The organism is Scandinavium tedordense, assembly GCF_024764965.1.
Lineage (GTDB): Bacteria > Pseudomonadota > Gammaproteobacteria > Enterobacterales > Enterobacteriaceae > Scandinavium > Scandinavium tedordense.
Genome location: NZ_JALIGG010000056.1, coordinates 37,452 through 60,062 on the forward strand (window position 1 = coordinate 37,452; position 22,611 = coordinate 60,062).

General features: G+C 54.6%; 21 protein-coding genes. 18 read left to right on the forward strand and 3 right to left on the reverse strand.

Annotation, left to right across the window (positions count from 1 at the left end; all coding sequences use genetic code 11):
- Positions 1-31: 31 nt before the first annotated feature.
- Together manA and MUU46_RS13320 are read left to right on the forward strand one after the other, a co-directional pair.
- Entirely contained in the window at positions 32-1,210 is a 1,179-nt protein-coding gene (gene manA / locus MUU46_RS13315) for a mannose-6-phosphate isomerase (protein ID WP_159756189.1), read from the forward strand.
- Between the two features lie 96 nt (positions 1,211-1,306).
- Entirely contained in the window at positions 1,307-2,878 is a 1,572-nt protein-coding gene (locus MUU46_RS13320; RefSeq protein ID WP_159756186.1) for a YdgA family protein, read from the forward strand.
- 29 nt (positions 2,879-2,907) lie between these two features.
- Here MUU46_RS13320 and MUU46_RS13325 read toward each other — a convergent pair whose 3' ends face one another.
- Complete coding sequence (locus MUU46_RS13325) at positions 2,908-3,933, reverse strand: Mal regulon transcriptional regulator MalI (RefSeq protein ID WP_258965756.1); 1,026 nt, start codon at positions 3,931-3,933, stop codon at positions 2,908-2,910.
- A gap of 173 nt (positions 3,934-4,106) precedes the next feature.
- On the opposite strand from MUU46_RS13325, the gene malX reads away from it, so the two are divergent.
- The 3 genes from malX to add all read left to right on the forward strand — a co-directional run bounded on the left by malX (position 4,107) and on the right by add (position 8,042).
- Positions 4,107-5,699, forward strand: a complete 1,593-nt coding sequence (gene malX / locus MUU46_RS13330; RefSeq protein WP_258965757.1) for a maltose/glucose-specific PTS transporter subunit IIBC — start codon at positions 4,107-4,109, stop codon at positions 5,697-5,699.
- 70 nt (positions 5,700-5,769) lie between these two features.
- Complete coding sequence (locus tag MUU46_RS13335; RefSeq protein WP_258965758.1) at positions 5,770-6,942, forward strand: MalY/PatB family protein; 1,173 nt, start codon at positions 5,770-5,772, stop codon at positions 6,940-6,942.
- A 98-nt stretch (positions 6,943-7,040) separates the two neighbouring features.
- Complete coding sequence (gene add, locus MUU46_RS13340; RefSeq protein WP_258965759.1) at positions 7,041-8,042, forward strand: adenosine deaminase; 1,002 nt, start codon at positions 7,041-7,043, stop codon at positions 8,040-8,042.
- Positions 8,043-8,129: 87 nt separating this feature from the next.
- On the opposite strand, the gene MUU46_RS13345 is transcribed toward add, so the two are convergent.
- Positions 8,130-9,170, reverse strand: a complete 1,041-nt coding sequence (locus MUU46_RS13345) for an oxidoreductase (protein WP_159756172.1) — start codon at positions 9,168-9,170, stop codon at positions 8,130-8,132.
- A gap of 212 nt (positions 9,171-9,382) precedes the next feature.
- Between MUU46_RS13345 and blr the strand changes: the two genes are divergently transcribed.
- The 13 genes from blr (at position 9,383) to gstA (ending at position 21,188) form a co-directional block, all read left to right on the forward strand.
- Entirely contained in the window at positions 9,383-9,523 is a 141-nt protein-coding gene (gene blr, locus MUU46_RS13350; protein ID WP_159756169.1) for a division septum protein Blr, read from the forward strand.
- A 110-nt stretch (positions 9,524-9,633) separates the two neighbouring features.
- Positions 9,634-11,034: a GH1 family beta-glucosidase gene (locus tag MUU46_RS13355; protein ID WP_258965760.1), complete on the forward strand. Its 1,401-nt coding sequence runs from the start codon at positions 9,634-9,636 to the stop codon at positions 11,032-11,034.
- 226 nt (positions 11,035-11,260) lie between these two features.
- The gene (gene ydgT / locus MUU46_RS13360) at positions 11,261-11,476 is read left to right on the forward strand and encodes a transcription modulator YdgT (RefSeq protein ID WP_159756163.1); all 216 of its coding nucleotides are present in this window, start codon (positions 11,261-11,263) and stop codon (positions 11,474-11,476) included.
- Positions 11,477-11,551: 75 nt separating this feature from the next.
- Positions 11,552-11,995, forward strand: coding sequence for a DUF2569 domain-containing protein (locus MUU46_RS13365; RefSeq protein WP_159756160.1), 444 nt, complete (start codon positions 11,552-11,554; stop codon positions 11,993-11,995).
- A 77-nt stretch (positions 11,996-12,072) separates the two neighbouring features.
- A complete protein-coding gene (gene rsxA, locus MUU46_RS13370) occupies positions 12,073-12,654 on the forward strand; it encodes an electron transport complex subunit RsxA (protein WP_159756157.1) in 582 nt (193 codons plus the stop codon).
- Positions 12,654-13,232 (forward strand): electron transport complex subunit RsxB, encoded by a 579-nt coding sequence (gene rsxB, locus MUU46_RS13375; RefSeq protein ID WP_159756154.1) that lies wholly within the window; start codon positions 12,654-12,656, stop codon positions 13,230-13,232. The genes rsxA and rsxB overlap by 1 nt, the downstream gene beginning before the upstream one ends.
- Positions 13,225-15,360: an electron transport complex subunit RsxC gene (gene rsxC, locus MUU46_RS13380; RefSeq protein WP_258965761.1), complete on the forward strand. Its 2,136-nt coding sequence runs from the start codon at positions 13,225-13,227 to the stop codon at positions 15,358-15,360. Before rsxB ends, rsxC begins: the two co-directional genes overlap by 8 nt.
- On the forward strand, positions 15,361-16,413 hold the full coding sequence (gene rsxD / locus MUU46_RS13385; RefSeq protein WP_258965762.1) for an electron transport complex subunit RsxD: 1,053 nt from the start codon (positions 15,361-15,363) through the stop codon (positions 16,411-16,413).
- Between the two features lie 8 nt (positions 16,414-16,421).
- Positions 16,422-17,042, forward strand: a complete 621-nt coding sequence (gene rsxG / locus MUU46_RS13390) for an electron transport complex subunit RsxG (protein WP_258965763.1) — start codon at positions 16,422-16,424, stop codon at positions 17,040-17,042.
- Positions 17,043-17,045: 3 nt separating this feature from the next.
- Entirely contained in the window at positions 17,046-17,750 is a 705-nt protein-coding gene (locus tag MUU46_RS13395; RefSeq protein WP_258965764.1) for an electron transport complex subunit E, read from the forward strand.
- On the forward strand, positions 17,750-18,385 hold the full coding sequence (nth, locus tag MUU46_RS13400; protein WP_258965765.1) for an endonuclease III: 636 nt from the start codon (positions 17,750-17,752) through the stop codon (positions 18,383-18,385). The genes MUU46_RS13395 and nth overlap by 1 nt, the downstream gene beginning before the upstream one ends.
- Before the next feature lie 578 nt (positions 18,386-18,963).
- On the forward strand, positions 18,964-20,475 hold the full coding sequence (gene dtpA / locus MUU46_RS13405) for a dipeptide/tripeptide permease DtpA (RefSeq protein WP_159756136.1): 1,512 nt from the start codon (positions 18,964-18,966) through the stop codon (positions 20,473-20,475).
- Positions 20,476-20,582: 107 nt separating this feature from the next.
- Entirely contained in the window at positions 20,583-21,188 is a 606-nt protein-coding gene (gene gstA / locus MUU46_RS13410) for a glutathione transferase GstA (protein ID WP_159756134.1), read from the forward strand.
- A 114-nt stretch (positions 21,189-21,302) separates the two neighbouring features.
- On the opposite strand, the gene tyrS is transcribed toward gstA, so the two are convergent.
- Positions 21,303-22,577 (reverse strand): tyrosine--tRNA ligase, encoded by a 1,275-nt coding sequence (gene tyrS, locus MUU46_RS13415; protein WP_258965766.1) that lies wholly within the window; start codon positions 22,575-22,577, stop codon positions 21,303-21,305.
- Between the last annotated feature and the right edge of the window lie 34 nt (positions 22,578-22,611).

Consider the following 22,611-nt stretch of genomic DNA (forward strand, 5'->3'; position numbering starts at 1 on the left):
GATAATTTCCTTATGAATACAGGGCTTGATAATGCAAAAACTCATCAACTCAGTGCAGAACTATGCCTGGGGTAGTAAAACTGCGTTAACGGAACTCTACGGTATCGCCAACCCGGATAACCTGCCAATGGCAGAACTCTGGATGGGTGCGCATCCGAAGAGCAGCTCGAAGATAACCGACACCAGCGGCCAGGTCCGCAGTCTGCGTGACGTTATCGACGCCGATAAAGCCGCACTGCTGGGCAAAAACGTTGCCGACCGTTTCGGTGAATTGCCGTTCTTGTTTAAAGTGCTGTGCGCCGATAACCCGCTCTCTATTCAGGTTCACCCGAATAAGAAAGCGTCCGAAGACGGCTTTGCCAAAGAGAACGCCGCGGGTATTCCGCTGGACGCAGCCGAGCGTAACTACAAAGATCCGAACCACAAACCGGAACTGGTATTCGCCCTCACCCCGTTCCTGGCGATGAACGCTTTCCGCGAGTTTTCCGACATCGTCTCTCTGCTGCAGCCGGTTTCTGGGGCGCACACCGCTATCGCCCATTTCCTGCAAGACCCGAGCGCCGAGCGACTGAGTCAACTGTTCGCCAGCCTGCTGAATATGCAGGGAGAGGAAAAATCCCGGGCGCTGGCCGTACTCAAAGCCGCACTCAACAGCCAGCAGGGCGAGCCGTGGGAAACCATTCGCTTTATCGCTCAGTTCTACCCGGACGACAGCGGTCTGTTCTCGCCGCTGCTGCTGAACGTGGTGAAACTCAATCCAGGCGACGCAATGTTCCTGTTCGCAGAAACCCCACATGCTTACTTGCAGGGTGTGGCGCTGGAAGTGATGGCGAACTCCGATAACGTACTTCGTGCGGGTCTGACGCCGAAGTATATCGACATTCCAGAGCTGGTGGCGAACGTGAAATTCACGCCGAAACCGGCGGCCGAACTGCTGACGCAGCCGGCTAAAAACGGTTCTGAGCTTGATTTCCCAATTCCGGTCGATGATTTTGCTTTCTCTTTGCACGACCTAAGCACGGCGGGTGCCGACGTTGCTCAGCAGAGCGCTGCGATCCTGTTTTGTGTTGAAGGCGAAGCGGTATTGCGTAAAGGTGAACAGCAGTTGGTGCTGAAGCCTGGTGAGTCCGCTTTTGTCTCCGCCAACGAATCACCGGTTAATCTGAGCGGTGTCGGCCGTGTCGCACGGGTTTTTAATAAGCTCAAGTAAATACTGAAGATCGGGGCAACTCTTGCTAAGCTTGAGGCAGCCTAACGACCTCACAGGCGGACGATTCCGCCTGTTTTTATTTTATGGACAAACGCTATGAAAAAATCGCTGGTTGCAGTTGGAATTATTGTGGCTTTAGGAGTGGTGTGGACCGGGGGCTCCTGGTACACCGGTAAACAGCTGGAAGGCCGTCTGACCGATATGGTTGCGCAGGCCAATGCGCAGCTCGCAAGCACCGCGCCGGAAGCCGGTATTCAGCTGGCCTATCAAAACTACCAGCGCGGCGTGTTCAGCAGCCATCTTCAGATGGTGGTTAAACCGGTAGACGGCGCGAAAAGCAGCTGGCTGAAACCCGGTCAGACCATCGTACTGGATGAAAACGTTTCTCACGGTCCGTTCCCTCTGGCGTCGCTAAAAACCTTTAATCTCGCTCCGGCGATGGCGACCGTTGAGTCAAAACTGGTGAATAACGAGGCCAGTAAACAACTGTTCGAACTGGCGAAAGGCCAGTCTCCATTTGATATCAGCACCCGCATCAGCTATGCCGGTGACACCCGCTCCGACATCAGCCTTAAACCGTTAAATTATGAAAAAGGCGAAGAGAAAGTCGCTTTCAGCGGCGGTGAATTCCAGCTTGATGCAGACCGCGATGGCAACGCTTTCGCTCTGAACGGTGACATGGAAAGCGGCGTGATTAACGCGGTTAACGAATACAACCAGAAAGTACAGGTCACTTTCAACAACCTGAAAACCAGCGGCGACAGCAAGCTCACCAGCTTCGCAGAACGCATTGGCAATCAGAAAGTGACACTGGATAAAATGGCGATTTCCGTGGAAGGCAAAGAGTTGGCGCTTCTCGACGGCATGACCATCGACGGTAAATCCAACCTGTCGAAAGACGGTAAAACCATCGACGCAACGCTGGACTACGCGCTCAACAGCCTGAAGCTTCAGGGCCAGGACATGGGCAGCAGCAAACTGGCGCTGAAAATTGGTCAGATTGACGGCCAGGCGTGGCACCAGTTCAGCCAGCAGTACAACGGCCAGGTTCAGGCCCTGCTTGCGCAGCCTGGCGTGATGGATAATCCGGAAGTGTATCAGCAGAAAGTGACCGAAGCGTTCTTCGGCGCCCTGCCGCTCCTGCTGAAAGGCGAGCCGGTGATTACCGTGGCACCGCTGAGCTGGAAAAACAGCAAGGGCGAAACCACCTTTAATCTGTCACTGTTCCTGAAAGATCCTTCCCAGGCGACCATCGCCCCGCAAACACTGGCGCAGGAAGTCGATCGCAGCGTTAAGTCGCTCGACAGCAAACTGGTTATCCCAATGGATATGGCGACCGAGTTTATGACTCAGGTAGCGCGTCTGGAAGGTTATCAGCAGGCCGATGCCGAGAAGCTGGCAAGTCAGCAGGTGAAAGGCCTGGCGGCGATGGGTCAGATGTTCCGCATCACCACCCAGCAGGACAACAATATTCAGTCCAGCCTGCAATATTCGAACGGTCAGGTCTCTCTGAACGGAAAGAAAATGCCACTGGCTGATTTTGTCGGAATGTTCGGCGTGCCGGATGTTGCTATTCCAGCCCCGCAGAGTGACGCACCATCCACTGCGCCACAGGGTCAAGTTGTACCTGCGCCGGAAGACGCAGCCCCGGCCATCGCGCCAAACTGATAAAAGAACCGGCAGCCCTGCTGCCGGTTTTACTGCTGTTTGACCAGCCGCGGCGGCATAATCTGATTACGCGCCGTGCTCTTTCTGTCTTCGATTCGCTGTAGCATTCTTTCCGCCACGCTTTTTCCCATTTCCCGGGCCGGGGTTATCACCCAACTCATCGGTGCGTCATCGAGATCTTTTTCCGGAACATCAGCAAACGCCGCCAGCGCGACTCGTTTATCGTAGTAATCGACTGCATGCTCGCCACTCTGCCACCCCGCACGCATCAACCCCAGCCACGCGCCCATCGCTACCACGTTGTTGTAACATACTACCGCGGTGATGGTCGGATTGTGCCGAAGGAGCTGCGTCAGCGCCTGTGACGCCTGTTTCTGGCTGGTTTCGCACTCAACGACCCATTCGCTGTGGAACGGTAAACCAAATTTTAACAGCGTGGAACAATAGCCACCGACGCGCTCCGCACGAGTCAACGACGCACTCAACCCACCGAGCCAGGCGATGCGCTGGTGTCCACGTCGGATAAGATGTTCGGTTATCATTTGCGCCGCTTGCATGTTGTCGGGACGGATTAAATCGACGTCATCGAGATAGCTTGCTCGCGAGGCAAATACCAGCGGGACCCCGCTTTCATCGGCTTTGTCACGCAGTTCAATGCCCTGATCAACCGAGCCGGCAATCACCACGCCGTCCACACCCTGCGACACCAGAGTATCGAAGCGCTGAAGCATGTGCTCGCCCGTCTTCCCACCCTGAGTGAGAAACACCATTTTGCCCTGCGATTCGAGGGCTTCGATAAGCCCAGCGGCCAGCTCTGCGTAAAAGGGTGAACTGAGATCGCCGACAATCAGTCCGATAACACCCGTTTGACCGCCGCGCAACGATGCCGCCTGGCGATTACGTACAAATCCGAGATGTTCAATCGCCTGAATGACACGCTCGCCCGTGGCAGTAGAAATACGCCCTTTACCACTTAATACCAGCGAAACGGTGGCGACCGACACCCCAGCAGCATGCGCGACATCGTTAATGGTGACTTTTTTTGCAATGGCCATGCGCCGCTTGCCACTCCTGTGTAGCGATAAAACGTTTTATCAATGGGTTATATTTATAAACCTTATCAGAGTTGGATTGTGTGATTTACCTCGCAATAAAAAGTGGTAAAACGTTTTATCTTTCTGCTGGATTCTACAACACCAACAGAAATCTCAGGACAAGGAGTCGTTATATGACGGCGAAAGCAGCACCAAAAATCACCTTCTGGGAATTTTTCCAGCAATTGGGTAAAACCTTCATGCTGCCAGTGGCACTACTCTCTTTCTGCGGGATCATGATGGGGATCGGCAGCTCGCTGAGCAGCCATGACGTCACTACGCTGCTACCGTGGCTGGACACCCCTTTACTGCAGGCCATTTTCATCTGGATGGGTAAAGTCGGCTCGTTTGCCTTCAGCTTCCTGCCTGTGATGTTCTGTATCGCTATCCCACTGGGGCTGGCACGTGACAACAAAGGCGTGGCCGCTTTTGCCGGCTTTGTTGGTTTCGCGGTAATGAACCTGGGCGTCAACTTCTGGCTGACGGCACAAGGCATTCTGCCGACAACGGATGCCGCCATTCTGAAAGCCAACAACATCCAGAACGTGATTGGTATTCAGTCGATTGATACCGGTATTCTCGGCGCGGTTATCTGCGGCGTTATCGTCTGGATGCTGCACGAGCGTTTCCATACCATTCGCCTGCCGGATGCGCTGGCATTCTTCGGCGGCACTCGCTTCGTGCCGATCATCACCACCGTGGTGCTCGGTCTGGTAGGACTGGTTATTCCGCTGATTTGGCCGGTCTTTGCTAAAGGCATCAATGCCCTCGGTTACGTGATTAACGAAGCCGGTGAGTTTGGTCCGATGATCTTCGGCACCGGTGAACGTCTACTGCTGCCATTCGGCCTGCATCACATCCTTGTTGCACTGATTCGCTTCTCTGAAGCCGGTGGCACCATGGACGTTTGCGGTCATTCGGTGAGCGGCGCACTGACTATCTTCCAGGCGCAGCTGAGCTGCCCGACCACGCAAGGCTTCTCCGAAAGCGCAACCCGCTTCCTGTCACAGGGCAAAATGCCAGCCTTCCTCGGCGGTCTGCCGGGTGCTGCGCTGGCGATGTACCACTGCGCACGTCCGGAAAACCGTCATAAAATTAAAGGCCTGCTGATCTCCGGCGTGGTTGCCTGCGTTGTGGGCGGCACCACTGAACCACTGGAATTCCTGTTCCTGTTCGTGGCTCCGGTACTGTATGTTATCCACGCCCTGCTGACCGGCCTTGGTTTCACCGTGATGGCGGTACTGGGTGTGACCATCGGTAACACCGACGGTAACATCATCGACTTCGTGGTATTCGGGATCCTGCACGGCCTGGCGACCAAGTGGTATCTGGTGCCGGTGGTGGCAATCATCTGGTTCGTGGCCTACTACGCTATCTTCCGCTTCGCTATCACCCGCTTTAACCTCAAAACGCCGGGTCGTGATATCGAAACCGCATCCAGTGTGGAAAAAGCGATGACAGGTACTATCGGTAAATCGGGCTACAACGTTCCGGCTATTCTGGCGGCACTCGGCGGCGCAGATAACATCACTAACCTCGATAACTGTCTGACCCGTCTTCGTCTGTCGGTTGATGACATGACCAAGGTCGACGTTGAAGCGTTAAAAGCGAACCGTGCCATCGGCGTGGTCCAGCTGAACCAGCACAGTCTGCAGGTCGTGATTGGCCCGCAGGTGCAGTCGGTGAAAGATGAAATGGCGACACTGATGCACAGCGTCGAGGCGTAAATCCCCTTTCCCCCTTCGCCCTGAAGGGGGACAATGTTTCCTCACCCGTTTTACCGAAATGGAGTTTCCGATGTTTGATTTCTCAACGGTCGTCGACCGCCACGGCACCTGGTGCACTCAGTGGGATTACGTCGCAGACCGCTTCGGCGTTGCCGATTTGCTGCCTTTCACTATTTCGGATATGGATTTCCCGACCGCGCCTTGCGTGCTCGAGGCTATCAACAAGCGCCTGAGCCACGGTGTCCTCGGCTACAGCCGCTGGAAAAATGACGAGTTTCTCGGTGCCATTCAGCACTGGTTCCAGACGCGTTTTGACAGCGCGATTAACACGGAACACCTGGTGTATGGACCGTCAGTTATCTATATGGTTTCCCAGCTGATCCGCCAATGGTCAGAGGTGGGAGATGGCATCGTGGTGCAAACACCGGCCTATGACGCATTCTATAAAGCGATTGAAGGCAATCAGCGTACTATCGCCGCCGTGCCACTGCACCAGACGGCCGAAGGCTGGGCCTGCGATATGGCCCTGCTGGAAAGCGTGCTCGCCGCGCCGCGGAACAAAGTGCTGTTGCTGTGCAGCCCGCATAACCCGACCGGGAAAGTGTGGACGCGTGAAGAGCTGACCACCATCGCGGCACTGTGTCAGAAGCACAACGTGAAAGTGATCAGTGATGAAATCCATATGGATATGACGTGGGACGGACATCGGCATATTCCGTGGTGCGAGGTGGCGCAGAACGACTGGGCTCTGTTCACTTCTGGCTCCAAGAGTTTCAACATTCCGGCGCTCACCGGTGCGTATGGCCTGATTGGCAATGAAACCTCACGCAACGCTTACCTCAACGCGCTAAAAGGTCGCGATGGACTCTCTTCCCCATCGATTCCCGCAGTGGTCGCGCACATTGCAGCCTATCAGCAAGGTGCTCCTTGGCTGGATGCACTGCGCGATTATTTGCAGGGTAATATGGGCTTTATTGCCAGCGAGCTGAACGCCGCGTTTCCGGAACTGAACTGGCAGCCGCCAGAATCCACCTATCTGGCGTGGATTGATTTACGCCCGCTGCATATTGACGACAAACTGCTGCAAAAAGTCCTGATTGAGCAGCAAAAAGTGGCCATCATGCCGGGTTATACCTATGGTGAAGAAGGCAATGGTTTTGTCCGTCTGAATGCAGGCTGCCCGCGCAGTAAACTTGAGCGTGGCCTTCAGGGTTTGATCAACGCCATTCACGCCGTCCGCTGAATCCGTTGCGCAACGGAGATTTTCGTTGCGCAAAATGGCTTTTTCATCCGCTTTGACTCTATAATACGCCGCACTTTAACTAAAAAAAGAGTGCGACCATGATTAATAAAGACCTGCCCCTGACAGACATTCACCGCCACCTTGACGGCAACATTCGCGCACAAACCATCCTTGAACTCGGTCGCCAACATAATATTGCGCTTCCTGCTTCCACTCTGGACGCTCTGCGCCCGCATGTGCAGGTCATCAGCCTTGAGCCTGATCTCGTCAGCTTCCTCAGCAAACTCGACTGGGGCGTGAAGGTGCTGGCGGATCTCGACGCCTGTCGTCGCGTCGCCTACGAAAATATTGAAGATGCCGCACGTAACGGCCTGCACTACGTTGAACTGCGTTTTTCCCCGGGCTATATGGCGATGACGCACAACCTGCCGGTAGCGGGCGTGGTCGAGGCGGTGATCGCCGGGGTGAAACAGGGCTGCCGTGACTTCCCGGTTCAGGCGAACCTGATTGGCATTATGAGTCGCACCTTCGGCGAAACTGCCTGCGAACAAGAGCTCAACGCCCTGCTCACCCATCGCGACAGTATCACCGCGCTAGATTTGGCCGGTGATGAACTGGGCTTCCCGGGCAGCCTGTTCCTCAACCATTTCAACCGCGCGCGTGACGCGGGCTTGCATATCACCGTCCATGCGGGCGAAGCGGCCGGTCCGGAAAGCATCTGGCAGGCAATTCGTGAGCTGGGCGCGGAGCGTATCGGCCACGGGGTGAAGGCGGTAGAAGATCGCGCCCTGATGGATTTCCTCGCAGAGCAGCGCATCGGCATTGAATCCTGCCTGACCTCCAATATTCAGACCAGCACCGTGCCGTCACTTGAGCGTCATCCTCTGAAGGTTTTCCTGGAACACGGCGTGCTGGCGTCACTGAACACCGACGACCCGGCGGTTCAGGGAATTGACATTATTCACGAGTATGAAGTTGCGGCCCCGGCTGCGGGCCTTTCGGTGGCGCAGATTCGTCAGGCGCAGATTAACGGCCTGGAAATTGCGTTCCTGTCGGCGCAGGAGAAACAGGCGTTAATTGATAAAGTAAAAGCAGCTTAAAAAAACGCCCGGCGGCGCGATACCTACATGCCTACACGCAAAATGTAGGCCAGCCGGAGTCGCGCCGTCAGGCATTGACGATGAGAATCAGGTCAAACTCAGCGTCGAACGATGTTTCGCTGATTCAATCCCCAGCTCAATCAATTCCATAATCTGAATCGCCTGGCTGGCCGGAACCGGGTTCTCACCGCTGCCGTTCAGCGCATCGCGAATACCCGCGTAGTACGCCGGATAGTTGCCCGGCACCGTCAACCACGTTTCTTCCGTACGCTCGTCACCATCCACACGCGTTACTACACCATCGCGCATGTCGTATCCCCAGTCCTCTTGCGGCAGACGTTCGCCATTTTTCAGGCGTTCTTCCTGCGGGTCGAGACCGTACTTCACATAGCTTGCGCGCGTGCCGTGCACGATATAACGCGCAGACTCCGCTGCAGCCAGCAGCGTGCCGTGCAAAACCACACGACGCTGTGGATAAGTCAGGACAGCATGGAAATAATCCGTGGACTGTGCGCCCGGACGCAGCTGCGCCAGATCGACCGTCAGGCTGACCGGTAGGCCGAACAGATTTACCGCCTGGTCGAGCAGATGCGGAGCCAGATCGTACCAGATGCCACTGCCTGGACCGCCCTGTTCGCGCCAGCGGTTACGCACTTCCGGACGATAGCGATCGAAATGCGATTCAAAGAAGGTCACTTCCCCAAGCGTACCGTCGGCAATTAATGCCTTCATGGTCAGAAAATCACTGTCCCAGCGGCGGTTGTGGAACACGGAAAGCAGTCGACCCAGGCTACGGGCTAGTGCATCCAGCTCACGTGCTTGTGACAACGTCACGGTAAACGGTTTGTCCACTACCACATGTTTGCCCGCTTCCAGCGCGGCTTTAGCCAGCGGGAAATGGGTGTCGTTAGGTGTAGGAATGACAATCAAATCGATGCTGGGATCGTTGAAAAGATGCCTGGGCTCAGAGACGACTTTTACCCCCGGCCAGTCCACTTTTACCTTCGCTTCATCGCTACTGGAAACAGCCGCCAGCTCCATGCCAGGCGTACCGCTGATCAGCGGCGCGTGGAAGGTTTTACTCGCGTAGCCATAGCCTATTAATCCGACCCGGATAGTGTCACTCATTTTATCGCCCTCATCTGTAGATGTCTGCCATTTCACAACATATGCAGGATGCTCACAACCAATTATTAACATTATCCCCCTTCCATCATTACGAGCACTGTGACTTTCAGCTACTGGTGAAAAAAACCGCAAGATTGTTCCGCAACGCCCTGGCCCGAAACCCGTGTTCCTGGTAATATTTCGCCCCTGGATAATTTTGGACATTGATTGTTATGACTATGGTATTTAATCGCATTGTCGAGTTGGTGGGCTGGATAGTGCTTGGGGTGTGCGTTTTGCTGCTCGTTGCCGCGCATCATATTGATAATTACCAGCCACCAGAGCAGCCTGTTGCGGCCCAGCCGCATAAGTAAGCGCCAGAAAGTGACCTCGATCGCAACTATGTAACCGGTTTCTGAAACCGGTTGCAGACTCATATCTTCACTCCTTACACTGGACTTATCTCATCGATAAGGAGCGTGTAATGGCCGCATTTCCGAAAGACTTTCTCTGGGGCGCTGCAACCGCCGCGTATCAGGTTGAAGGCGCGCATAACGAAGATGGTAAGGGACTTTCCATCTGGGACGTATTCTCTCATCTCCCCGGTACGACCTATCAGGATACAAATGGCGACGTCGCCGTAGATCACTACCACCGTATGCAAGAAGACGTGGCGCTAATGGCCGAAATGGGCCTGCAAAGCTACCGATTTTCCATCTCCTGGCCTCGCCTGCTGCCCAACGGGCGTGGTACCGTCAACGAAGCCGGGGTCAAGTTTTACAGTGATTTGATAGACACCCTGCTGGCGCACAACATTGTGCCAATGATTACCCTTTACCACTGGGATCTGCCGCAGGCCTTGCAGGATGAAGGCGGCTGGGAAGTTCGCTCGACGGCACACGCCTTCGAAGAGTACGCGCGCCTGTGTTATTCGCGCTACGGCGACCGCGTTAAGCTGTGGGCGACCTTCAACGAAACCATCGTATTTATCGGTCATGGCTACATTACCGGCAGCCATCCGCCTTCCGTGCGTGACCCGGCCAGAGCCGTTCAGGCCTGCCACCAGGTCTTTATCGCTCATGCGCTGGCGGTGAAAGCCTTCCGCGAAATGAACGTTCAGGGCGATATCGGTTTTGTGAACGTGCTGCAACCGCACACTGCGCTGACCAACAGCCCGGAAGACCGAATTGCCACAGAAATTGCCGATGCTATTCACACCCACTGGTTGTACGACCCGGTATTGAAAGGCCATTACCCGGAAGCATTACTGGCACAAACTCAGGCGCTGTGGGACGTACCCCGCTTTGAGCCGGGCGATGACGAATTACTGCGCAACAACCTCTGTGACTTTATCGGCTTGAACTACTATCGCCGTGAAACCGTGGTCGCCAACCCAGATGAAACGAAAACTACCCATAATCACAACGGTGAGCCAAACAGCGGCACGGAATTCGGCTTCAAAGACTTGTTTAAATTCGTCCGTAATCCGGAGGGGGTTTATACCGACTGGGATTGGGAAATCTGGCCGCAGGGGTTAACTGACGGCATCATGATGATCAAAGAACGCTACGGCGATATTCCGATGTATATCACTGAAAATGGCCTTGGCGCAAAAGACCCGATCATTGACGGGGAAATTGTCGACGAGCCCCGAATCGACTATTTGCGCATGCATATCGACGCAATGGAAAAAGCTATAGCGCAAGGCGCTGACGTTCGCGGATATTATCCGTGGTCATTTATCGATTTATTGAGCTGGCTGAACGGATACAAAAAACAGTACGGTTTTGTTTATGTCGATCACCAACAAAACCTGGCCCGTAAGCGTAAAAAGAGCTTCTTCTGGTATCAAAACGTGATTGCCACTCATGGTGAACAGCGTTAGTCTTCCTCACCAGGCGCCGTCCGGCGCCTGATATCCAGCTTGGAAAATTCTTAATTTAAATTTTACAGCAACAGAATCACCTTCTGTGCTTGTTTTTGGCATTTTTAGCCTAAATAATCCATGCAAATCTTATCGCCTGATCCCCTTACCCTGACTGGCGAAGATTGCCCTCACCAGGTTATTTTTACCTAATAAATACAACATTATAAAATGGAAGATCGCTAATATGACCGTTCAGGATTATTTATTAAAATTCCGAAAGATCAGTTCTCTTGAAAGTCTGGAAAAACTTTTTGATCATCTTAATTACTCGCTGACCGATACCCAAGAAATCGTCAATATGTATCGCGCGGCCGATCATCGTCGCGCAGAACTGGTTTCCGGCGGGCGTCTCTACGACGTAGGCCAGGTGCCGAAGAGCGTCTGGCGCTACGTGCAATAAAGACTGTTTTCTCACGCGTCAGTTGCTTATACTTCTCGCCCTGCATTTTTGACTGACGCTGATTCTGGAGAAGTAATGTCCGCTGAACCGACAGAAGAACGTATTGGTGGCTGGCTGCTCGCCCCGCTCGCCTGGCTCATTGTGGCCTTACTCAGCGCTTCGCTGGCTGTCCTGTTGTACGCAGGTGTGCTGTTGTCGCCTGCCGCACGTTCGAATCTGGCCGCATTAACAACGACCAATTTAAGTTTGTGGCTACTGTCTCTGGTTTTTGCAGTCGGCATGTGGTGTTACACCCTGTGGCTAACCGCGGCATTCTTTAAACGCCGAAAGCTGGTGCCTAAGCATTACATTATCTGGCTGCTGATTTCAGTACTGCTTGCAGTGAAAGCCTTTGCCTTCGCGCCGGTGTCCGATGCCCTCGCATTACGCCAGCTGCTCTTCCCGTTACTGGCCACCGCGCTGCTGGTTCCGTATTTCAAGCGTTCAGAGCGCGTGAAGCGGACCTTCATCAAGCCGTAATAACCCTACAGATAATCTGTTGTCGCCTGCTGCGGTTTGACCGATAATAGGCGGCTTTTTTTCGTTCCAGGTCCAATATGACTGATTACCTGCTGCTCTTTATCGGCACCGTCCTTGTTAATAACTTCGTTTTGGTGAAGTTCCTTGGGCTGTGTCCGTTTATGGGCGTTTCCAAAAAACTGGAAACGGCCATGGGGATGGGTCTCGCCACCACCTTCGTGTTGACGCTTGCGTCAGTTTGCGCGTGGCTGATTGATACCTGGATCCTCATTCCGCTTAATCTGATTTACCTGCGCACACTGGCCTTTATTCTGGTCATCGCCGTGGTAGTGCAGTTCACCGAAATGGTGGTGCGTAAAACCAGCCCGGCGCTTTATCGTTTGCTCGGGATTTTTCTGCCGCTGATAACCACCAACTGTGCGGTGCTCGGCGTGGCGCTGTTGAATATCAATCTTGGGCATAATTTCCTGCAATCGGCGCTGTATGGTTTCTCTGCGGCGGTCGGTTTTTCGCTGGTCATGGTGCTATTCGCGGCGATTCGTGAACGCCTCGTGGTGGCCAATGTGCCTGCTCCCTTTCGCGGGAACGCCATTGCGCTGATCACCGCTGGGCTGATGTCGTTGGCCTTTATGGGCTTTAGTGGTTTGGTGAAGGTGTAATGACGTTAGTGTGGATTGCCATCGCTGCCCTCAGCCTGTTAGGCCTGATTTTTGGCGGCATTCTCGGATACGCTTCGCGCCGTTTTGCGGTCGAGGATGATCCGGTGGTGGAAAAAATTGATGAAATCCTGCCACAAAGCCAGTGCGGCCAGTGCGGGTATCCCGGCTGTCGCCCCTACGCAGAAGCCGTAGGTGCCCAGGGCGAGAAAATCAACCGCTGTGCGCCAGGCGGCGAAGCGGTGATGCTTAAAATCGCTACTCTGCTTAACGTAGAACCGCAGCCTATCGACGGCGACGAACAAGCCGTGGAGCCAGTGCGCTTGATTGCGGTTATCGACGAACCGAACTGTATCGGCTGCACCAAATGTATTCAGGCCTGCCCGGTAGATGCCATCGTTGGCGCCACCCGCGCCATGCACACCGTGGTCACCGACCTGTGCACCGGCTGTAATCTCTGCGTCGCTCCTTGCCCGACGCAATGTATCGAATTAATTCCGGTCGCAGAGACGACCGAGAGCTGGAAGTGGGATCTGCAAACCATTCCAGTCCGTATTATTCCAGTGGAACACCATGCTTAAGTTATTTTCCGCGTTCAGAAAGGACAAAATCTGGGACTTCGACGGGGGCATTCATCCTCCGGAAATGAAGAGCCAGTCTAATGGCACGCCGCTGCGCCAGGTTCCTCTGGCGCAACGCTACGTCATTCCGCTGAAACAACATATCGGTGCCGAAGGCGAGCTGGCCGTGAGCACGGGCGATCGCGTTCTGCGAGGCCAACAGCTGACCCGCGGCTGGGGCCGTATGCTGCCGGTGCACGCACCAACCTCAGGTACCGTTATCGCCATTGCGCCCCACTCCACCGCACATCCATCCGCGTTAGCCGAAATGAGCGTCATTATCGAAGCCGACGGCGACGACTGCTGGATTGATCGCGATGGCTGGAACGACTGGCAGAATCGCAGCCGCGAAGAACTTATCGAGCGCATTCATGATTTCGGCGTTGCCGGACTCGGCGGCGCAGGTTTCCCGACCAGCATCAAGCTAAAAGGCGGCGGCGATAAAATCGACACGCTGATCATCAACGCCGCTGAATGCGAGCCGTATATTACCGCCGACGACCGCCTGATGCAGGATTGCGCGGCGCAAATCGTCGACGGCATTCGCATTCTGGCGCGTATTCTGCAGCCGAAAGAAGTGCTGATCGGCGTCGAAGACAATAAACCGCAGGCTATTTCGATGTTGCGTGCGGTGCTGGCCGATGCGCATGGCATCAGCCTGCGGGTGATCCCAACCAAATATCCGTCCGGCGGTGCAAAACAGCTGACGCAGATTCTTACCGGCAAACAGGTTCCGCACGGCGGTCGTTCGTCGGATATTGGCGTACTGATGCAAAACGTCGGCACGGCCTTTGCGGTTAAACGCGCCGTTATCGATGGTGAACCGCTGACCGAACGCGTCGTGACCCTGACCGGTGAATCCGTTTCCCGACCGGGTAACGTCTGGGCTCGATTGGGTACGCCGGTGCGTCATCTACTGGAAGACGCCGGTTTCTGCCCAAGCCCGGAGCAAATGGTGATTATGGGCGGCCCGCTGATGGGCTTTACCCTGCCTTGGCTCGATGTGCCGGTGGTTAAAATCACCAACTGTCTGCTGGCGCCTTCCCCACGCGAGATGGGTGAACCGGAAGAAGAACAGAGCTGTATTCGCTGTAGCGCCTGTGCCGATTCCTGCCCGGCAGATTTGCTGCCTCAGCAGCTGTACTGGTTTAGCAAAGGCCAGCAGCACGACAAAGCCACCGCGCACAATTTGGCCGACTGCATCGAATGCGGCGCCTGTGCGTGGGTGTGTCCGAGCAATATCCCTCTGGTGCAGTATTTCCGTCAGGAAAAGGCTGAAATCTCGACCATCCAGCAGGAAGAAAAGCGTGCGGCCGAGGCCAAAGCCCGCTTCGAAGCGCGTGCCGCACGACTCGCGCGTGATAAAGCCGCCCGCCTTGAGCGCCATAAACAATCTGCAGCACAGCCTGCCGCCCAGGATCAGGATGCGATTAACGCCGCCCTGAATCGTGTGCGTGATAAGCAAAAACAGGCGACGCAGCCTGTGGTTGTACAGGCCGGTACGCAGCCCGATAACAGCGCAGTGATTGCTGCACGCGAAGCTCGCAAGGCCTTGGCGCGCGCTGCTCAGGCAGAAAAGCGCCGGACCGACAGCGACAGTGACACGGTGAATGACGCAGCCGACCCACGCAAAGCTGCGGTTGAAGCCGCCATTGCCCGTGCTAAAGCCCGTAAAGCTGAATCGCAATCCGCTGAAACGCCTGCTGCGGAAGCCGTCGACCCGCGTAAAGCCGCCGTTGAAGCCGCGATTGCCCGTGCTAAAGCCCGTAAAGCCGAATCGCAATCCGCTGAAACGCCTGCTGCGGAAGCAGTCGACCCGCGTAAAGCCGCCGTTGAAGCCGCGATTGCCCGTGCTAAAGCCCGTAAAGCCGAATCGCAATCCGCTGAAACGCCTGTCGCCGAAGCAGTCGACCCGCGCAAAGTTGCCGTTGAAGCGGCGATTGCCCGCGCGAAAGCACGCAAAGCGGCACAGCAGGCAGCCAACGAGTCTGAGGCTGAAACCATTGATCCGCGTAAAGCCGCCGTTGAAGCGGCTATCGCCCGTGCGAAAGCACGCAAAGCAGAAAAACAGGCAGTAAACGAGGAATAAATGGTCTTTAAAATCGCAAGCTCCCCATACACCCACAACCATCGCCAGACCTCGCGCATTATGCTGCTGGTTCTGTTGGCGACCGTTCCGGGGATAGCCGTTCAGACCTGGTTTTTCGGCTGGGGCACGCTGGTGCAAATCCTTATCGCGAGCGTCACGGCCTGGGTCGCGGAAGCCGCTATTCTGCGTCTGCGCAAACAAGAAATTGGTAAAACGTTGGGCGATAACTCCGCCCTACTCACCGGGCTACTGCTGGCTATCAGTATTCCATCAATGGCGCCGTGGTGGATGGTGGTACTCGGCACGGCCTTCGCGGTGATTATCGCCAAACAACTGTATGGCGGCTTGGGCAATAACCCGTTTAACCCGGCGATGATTGGTTACGTGGTGCTGCTGATTTCCTTCCCTGTGCAGATGACATCATGGTTGCCGCCACAGGAAATCGCGATTAATACACCGAACCTGATGGATACGCTGCAGATTATCCTCAGCGGACATACCGTCACTGGAACAGATATCAACGCACTGCAAATGGGTGTTGACGGCATTAGCCAGGCGACACCGCTGGACACTTTCAAAACCTCGCTGCACGCGGGCCACAGCGTTAATGACATTCTTCATTCCACGATTTATCACGGCGCGCTGGCAGGCATTGGCTGGCAGTGGGTGAACGTTGCGTATCTGGCGGGCGGCTTATTCCTGCTGTGGCAACGTGCCATTCGCTGGCATATCCCGGTGAGTTTCCTGGCGACACTCGCCGTCTGCGCTACGCTCGGCTGGGCATTCTCGCCAGAATCGTTGGCTTCACCGCAGCTGCATATTTTGTCCGGGGCGACGATGCTCGGTGCCTTCTTTATTCTGACCGACCCGGTGACCGCCTCCACCACCAATCGTGGTCGCCTGCTCTACGGCGCACTGGCTGGTGTGCTGGTGTGGCTGATTCGTAACTTCGGCGGTTATCCAGACGGTGTGGCCTTCGCGACGCTGTTGGCCAACATTACCGTGCCACTAATCGACTATTACACGCGCCCGCGCGTTTATGGACACCGCTGAGAACGACCATGCTGACGACGATTCGCAAACACGGCATCACGCTGGCGCTTTTCGCTGCGGGCGCCACAGGAACGACGGCCATCATTAATCAGATGACCAAAAGCACCATTGATATCCAGGCGGCCAAGCAGCAAATGGCGCTGTTCGATCAGGTGGTGCCGCAGGGAAGCTATAATAACGACCTGCTGAAAAGCTGTTATGTGTTGGACGCTCCAGCGTTAGGTAAAGGCAGCCACATGATTTATATCGCCCGTAAAGATGACGTGCCGGTCGCTGTGGTGATGGAAGCCACTGCGCCAGACGGGTATTCCGGTGCCATTCAGCTTCTGGTTGGGGCCGATTTTAGCGGAACCGTACTCGGTTCTCGTGTGACCCAGCACCATGAAACACCGGGCCTGGGTGATAAAATCGAGATGCGCCATTCCGACTGGATCACCCGTTTTGCCGGTAAAATCATTCACGGCGATAATGACAGTCAGTGGGCGGTGAAGAAAGATGGCGGCGAATTCGATCAGTTTACCGGGGCCACCATTACGCCTCGTGCGGTGGTGAATGCAGTAAAACGCGCCGGACTTTTTGCCGAGACGCTGCCGCAGCAGATCAACGAACTTAGCCCCTGTGAAGAGTAAATCATGAGTGAAATCAAAGACGTTATTGTTCAGGGATTGTGGAAAAATAACTCCTCGCTGGTGCAGCTGTTAGGGCTGTGCCCGCTGCTGGCGGTGACCTCCACGGCAACCAACGCCCTTGGCCTGGGGCTGGCGACCACGCTGGTGCTGACGCTGACCAACCTGTTTGTCTCCTTGCTTCGCCGCTGGACTCCGCCTGAAATTCGTATTCCGATTTACGTGATGATCATCGCTTCGGTGGTGAGCTCAGTGCAGATGCTGATCAACGCCTACGCATTCGGCCTGTATCAGTCGTTGGGCATTTTCATCCCACTGATTGTGACCAACTGTATTGTCGTTGGCCGCGCCGAAGCCTTCGCTGCAAAGCAAGGTCCGATGCTGTCCGCGCTGGACGGATTCGCCATCGGGATGGGTGCCACCTGTGCGATGTTTGTGCTGGGATCCATCCGTGAAATTCTCGGCAACGGTACGCTGTTTGACGGCGCAGATGGCCTGCTGGGCAGTTGGGCTAAAGTGCTACGCATTGAAGTATTCCACACCGACACGCCGTTCCTGCTGGCGATGCTGCCGCCGGGCGCGTTTATTGGACTCGGTATGCTGCTAGCAGGAAAGTACGTCATCGACCAGCGCATGAAGCAGAAGGCCACAAGCTTGCGTAATCATTGCGAAGTTGCACCGGAAGTGAAAGTCACGACAGGGAAAGCCTGATGAATAAAGAGAAGCGTCTTGAGATCCTCAGCCGGTTACGGGACAACGACCCGCACCCGACCACAGAACTTAATTTCACCAGCCCGTTCGAGTTACTGATTTCGGTGCTGCTTTCCGCTCAGGCGACGGACGTCAGCGTCAATAAGGCCACGGCGAAACTGTATCCGGTGGCGAACACCCCGGAAGCGATGCTGGCGCTTGGCGTCGACGGAGTGAAAGATTACATCAAGACTATCGGCCTGTTTAACAGCAAGGCCGAGAATGTGATTAAGACTTGCCGTATTCTGATTGAACAGCACGGCAGCGTGGTACCGGAGGACCGGGCCGCACTGGAAGCCTTACCCGGCGTAGGACGCAAAACTGCGAATGTTGTACTGAACACCGCCTTTGGCTGGCCAACTATCGCCGTCGACACCCACATATTCCGGGTCTGTAACCGCACTCACTTCGCGCCTGGCAAAAACGTCGAACAGGTAGAAGAGAAACTGCTGAAAGTGGTGCCTGCCGAATTTAAAGTAGACTGCCACCACTGGCTGATTCTGCACGGTCGCTATACCTGCATCGCGCGTAAGCCTCGCTGTGGCTCCTGCCTGATTGAAGACCTGTGCGAATTTAAAGAAAAAGTCGATTGCTGATCCCGTTTTAACGCCGTGTTGCCACACGGCTTTCCTGCCTTCTGATTCACTCTCTCACCAGCCCAAATCTAACGCATGATCCGGTCATTTATCGCTCTGGCAGGTTAATCGTTTTTTTCTCAACTAAAATTTCTATACAAATGTGATCCAGATCACTTCGATAACATCACGTTACATCAATGTTATAAAAATGCTCGCAAGCCTTTGCCGATGCAGTAGTTAACTGTTTTTTAGCCAGACATATCACCACTATTTTTCGGATTAATGGACCATATCACTGGATGCAAAGCAAAACAGCAGAACATCTCGCCTTTAGGGCGCGAATCGGGCTCTGTTTTAGTGAAAAAATCTAGCGGAATCGAAACGGCGGTGTTAAACGCTGAATAACATTTAGATGAACGGACGATTATAACGATCTCGTTATGTGTAACAGAGTATTACAAACCCCTTGTGTGAACGTTCAGGATAGTGAACATTACCTCCCGTTTTCCCCTCCAAGAATAATTATAAGGCGGATGTCAAAACGAACGTCACGCCCACCACCCCCGTTAATATGGGATGTAAAAAAAGAGGTATATGTGTCTACTGCAAACAATAAACCAACTGAAGAAAGCGTAAGTCTCAACGCCTTCAAGCAACCAAAAGCGTTCTATCTCATATTCTCTATCGAACTTTGGGAACGTTTTGGCTATTACGGCCTTCAGGGCATCATGGCCGTCTACCTGGTGAAACAGCTGGGTATGTCCGAATCGGACTCCATCACGTTGTTCTCCTCTTTCAGTGCGCTGGTATATGGCCTCGTCGCTGTAGGCGGCTGGCTGGGTGATAAAGTTCTGGGTACCAAACGCGTTATCATGCTGGGCGCCATCGTTCTGGCGATCGGTTACGCCCTGGTCGCCTTCTCAGGTCATGATGCAGCTGTCGTTTATATGGGTATGGCGGCCATCGCGGTCGGTAACGGCTTGTTTAAAGCGAACCCGTCTTCCCTGCTTTCTACCTGCTACGACAAAGAGGATCCGCGTCTGGACGGTGCATTCACCATGTACTACATGTCCATCAACATCGGTTCCTTCTTCTCTATGCTGGCCACTCCATGGCTGGCGGCGAAATACGGCTGGAGCACTGCGTTTGCGCTGAGCGTAGTCGGTATGTGTATCACCGTGGTGAACTTCGCGTTCTGCCAGAAATGGGTGAAAAGCTACGGTTCCAAGCCTGACTTTGCGCCGGTACACGTCGGCAAACTGCTGGCAACGATCGTCGGTGTTGTGATTCTGGTTGCTATCGCCACCTGGCTGCTGCACAACCAGGGTATCGCACGCTTGGTTCTGGGTGTTGTTGCTCTGGGTATCATCTGCATCTTCGCGAAAGAAACCTTCGCCATGCAGGGTGCTGCACGCCGTAAGATGCTCGTTGCTTTCATCCTGATGGTTGAAGCTATCGTGTTCTTCGTGCTGTACAGCCAGATGCCAACTTCTCTGAACTTCTTCGCTATCCGTAACGTTGAGCATTCCATTCTGGGTATCGCGTTTGAACCAGAACAGTTCCAGGCACTCAACCCATTCTGGATCATGATTGGTAGCCCAATTCTGGCTGCCATCTACAACAAGATGGGCGATCGTATGCCAATGCCGAACAAATTTGCCTTCGGTATGGTGCTGTGTTCTCTGGCCTTCCTGGTGCTGCCAGTGGGTGCGAAATTCGCATCTGACGCAGGTATCGTCTCTGTAAACTGGTTGATTCTGAGCTACGCGCTGCAGTCTATCGGTGAGCTGATGATCTCCGGTCTGGGTCTGGCAATGGTTGCACAGCTGGTTCCACAACGTCTGATGGGCTTCATCATGGGTAGCTGGTTCCTGACTACCGCCGGTGCTGCAATCATCGCAGGTAACGTGGCCAACCTGATGGCGGTTCCAGAAAACGTAACTGACCCTCTGCTGTCTCTGCACGTCTACGGTGATGTGTTCATGAAGATTGGTATTGCGACCGCTGTTATCGCTGCACTGATGATGCTGACCGCGCCGAAACTGAATCGCATGACTCAGGATGACGAAGCGGATATCGCAAAAGCGCGCGAAGCCGCTTCCGCATAACTTTTCCGGAAAACGAATTAATTAAGCCGCTGATACATTCAGCGGCTTTTTTTTTATCTGTTCGCACTCTAGGATAAGGAACACATCTGTGTCCAAAGGAGTTCGTCATGAAATTGTTCTACAAACCCGGTGCCTGTTCCCTTGCTTCCCACATTGCGTTGCAAGAGAGCGGGATGGATTTTTCGCTGGTCGGGGTTGACCTCGCGCAAAAGCAGCTGGAAAACGGGGAAGATTATTGGCAAGTGAACCCAAAAGGCCAGGTGCCCGCCCTGCTTCTGGATGACAACACCCTGCTGACTGAAGGGGTGGCGATTATGCAGTACATCGCCGATACAAAAGCCGATCGTCAGCTGCTGGCCCCGGCTGGTAGCATTGCGCGCTACAGGACGCTGGAATGGCTGAATTACATCGCCACTGAGCTGCATAAGGGCTTTACGCCACTGTTCCGTCCCGACACCCCGGAAGACTACAAGCCAACCGTCCGTGCGCTGCTGGAGAAAAAACTGCACTACGTGAATGATGCTCTGCGTGATAACGAGTGGATTTGCGGTAGCCGCTTTACGATTGCCGATGGCTATCTGTTTACCGTTCTGCGCTGGGCACGTGCGGTGAAACTGGATATGAGCGGACTGAAGAATATTGAAGCCTACATGGCGCGTGTGGCGGCCCGTCCTGGCGTGACGGCGGCGATGGAAGCGGAAGGTCTGAGCTAACCCGGCGGGCAAGTCTGGCTGAGTGACACCAAAACACAGGACCGATAAGCGCTAGCGCCATCGGGCAATAAAAAAGGCCGCATATGCGGCCTTTTCTTTTGCTGTCTGCGGGAATTATTTCCAGCACACCAGGCAGTAGTTTTTCTTACCGCGACGCAGCAGCGTGTAGCGTCCGAACAGACGATCGATTTCAGCGAAGGTGTATTCCGGATCAATCTGCTTCTCGCCGTTGATAGTGACCGCATTAGAGGCGATAGTTTTACGCGCCTGACCGCGGGACGGCTGCAGTTCGGAATCCACCAGCGCCTGGATCAGGTCAGCACCTTTTTCCATTTCGACCATCGGAACGCCATCCTGCGCCAGCTGTTCGAAATCAGCTTCGCTTAACGCGCTCAAAGTGCCGTTGAATAGGCTTTCGGTGATGCGTTTTGCAGCCACCAGGCCTTCTTCACCATGCACCAGACGGGTCACCTGCTCGGCCAGAACGTACTGGGCGCGTGGCGCTTTGCCGCTGTTTTTGTCTTCTTCTTCCAGCGCATTGATTTCAGCAATGTCCATAAAGGTGAAGAATTTCAGGAAGCGGTAAACGTCCGCATCCGCGGTGTTGATCCAGAACTGGTAGAATTTGTACGGGCTGGTTTTCTTCGGATCCAACCACACAGCACCGCCTTCGGTCTTACCAAATTTGGTGCCGTCTGATTTGGTTATCAGCGGAACGGTCAGGCCGAAGACCTGGTTCTGGTGCAGACGACGGGTCAGGTCGATACCTGAAGTGATGTTTCCCCACTGATCGGAGCCGCCAATCTGCAGCGCCACACCGTGCAGTTTGTTCAGGCAAGCGAAGTCATAACCCTGCAACAGGTTGTAGGAGAACTCGGTGAACGAGATACCCTGATCGTCACGATTCAGACGCTGTTTCACCGCTTCCTTGTTGATCATCTGGTTTACAGAGAAGTGTTTACCGATGTCACGCAGGAAGGTCAGCACGTTCATGCCGCCGAACCAGTCGTAGTTGTTAGCCGCGATGGCAGAGTTGCTGCCGCAGTCAAAATCGAGGAACGGCGCAACCTGTTTGCGGATTTTATCCACCCACTCCTGCACTGTATCTTCGGTGTTTAATTTACGCTCAGCCGCTTTAAAGCTTGGATCGCCGATAAGACCGGTCGCTCCGCCCACCAGCGCCACAGGCTTGTGACCTGCTTCCTGGAAGCGTTTCAGGCATAACAGGGGAACGAGATGCCCCAAATGCAAGCTGTCAGCGGTCGGATCGAAGCCGCAATAGAGCGCGATCGGGCCCTGCGCCAGTCGCTCTGCTAACGCTTCCTCATCCGTCACCTGAGCCACAAGGCCCCGCTCTTGCAATTGTTTAATCAAGTTACTGCTCGCCATCAAAGTCTCCATGTATAAAACAGACTGCACCTTA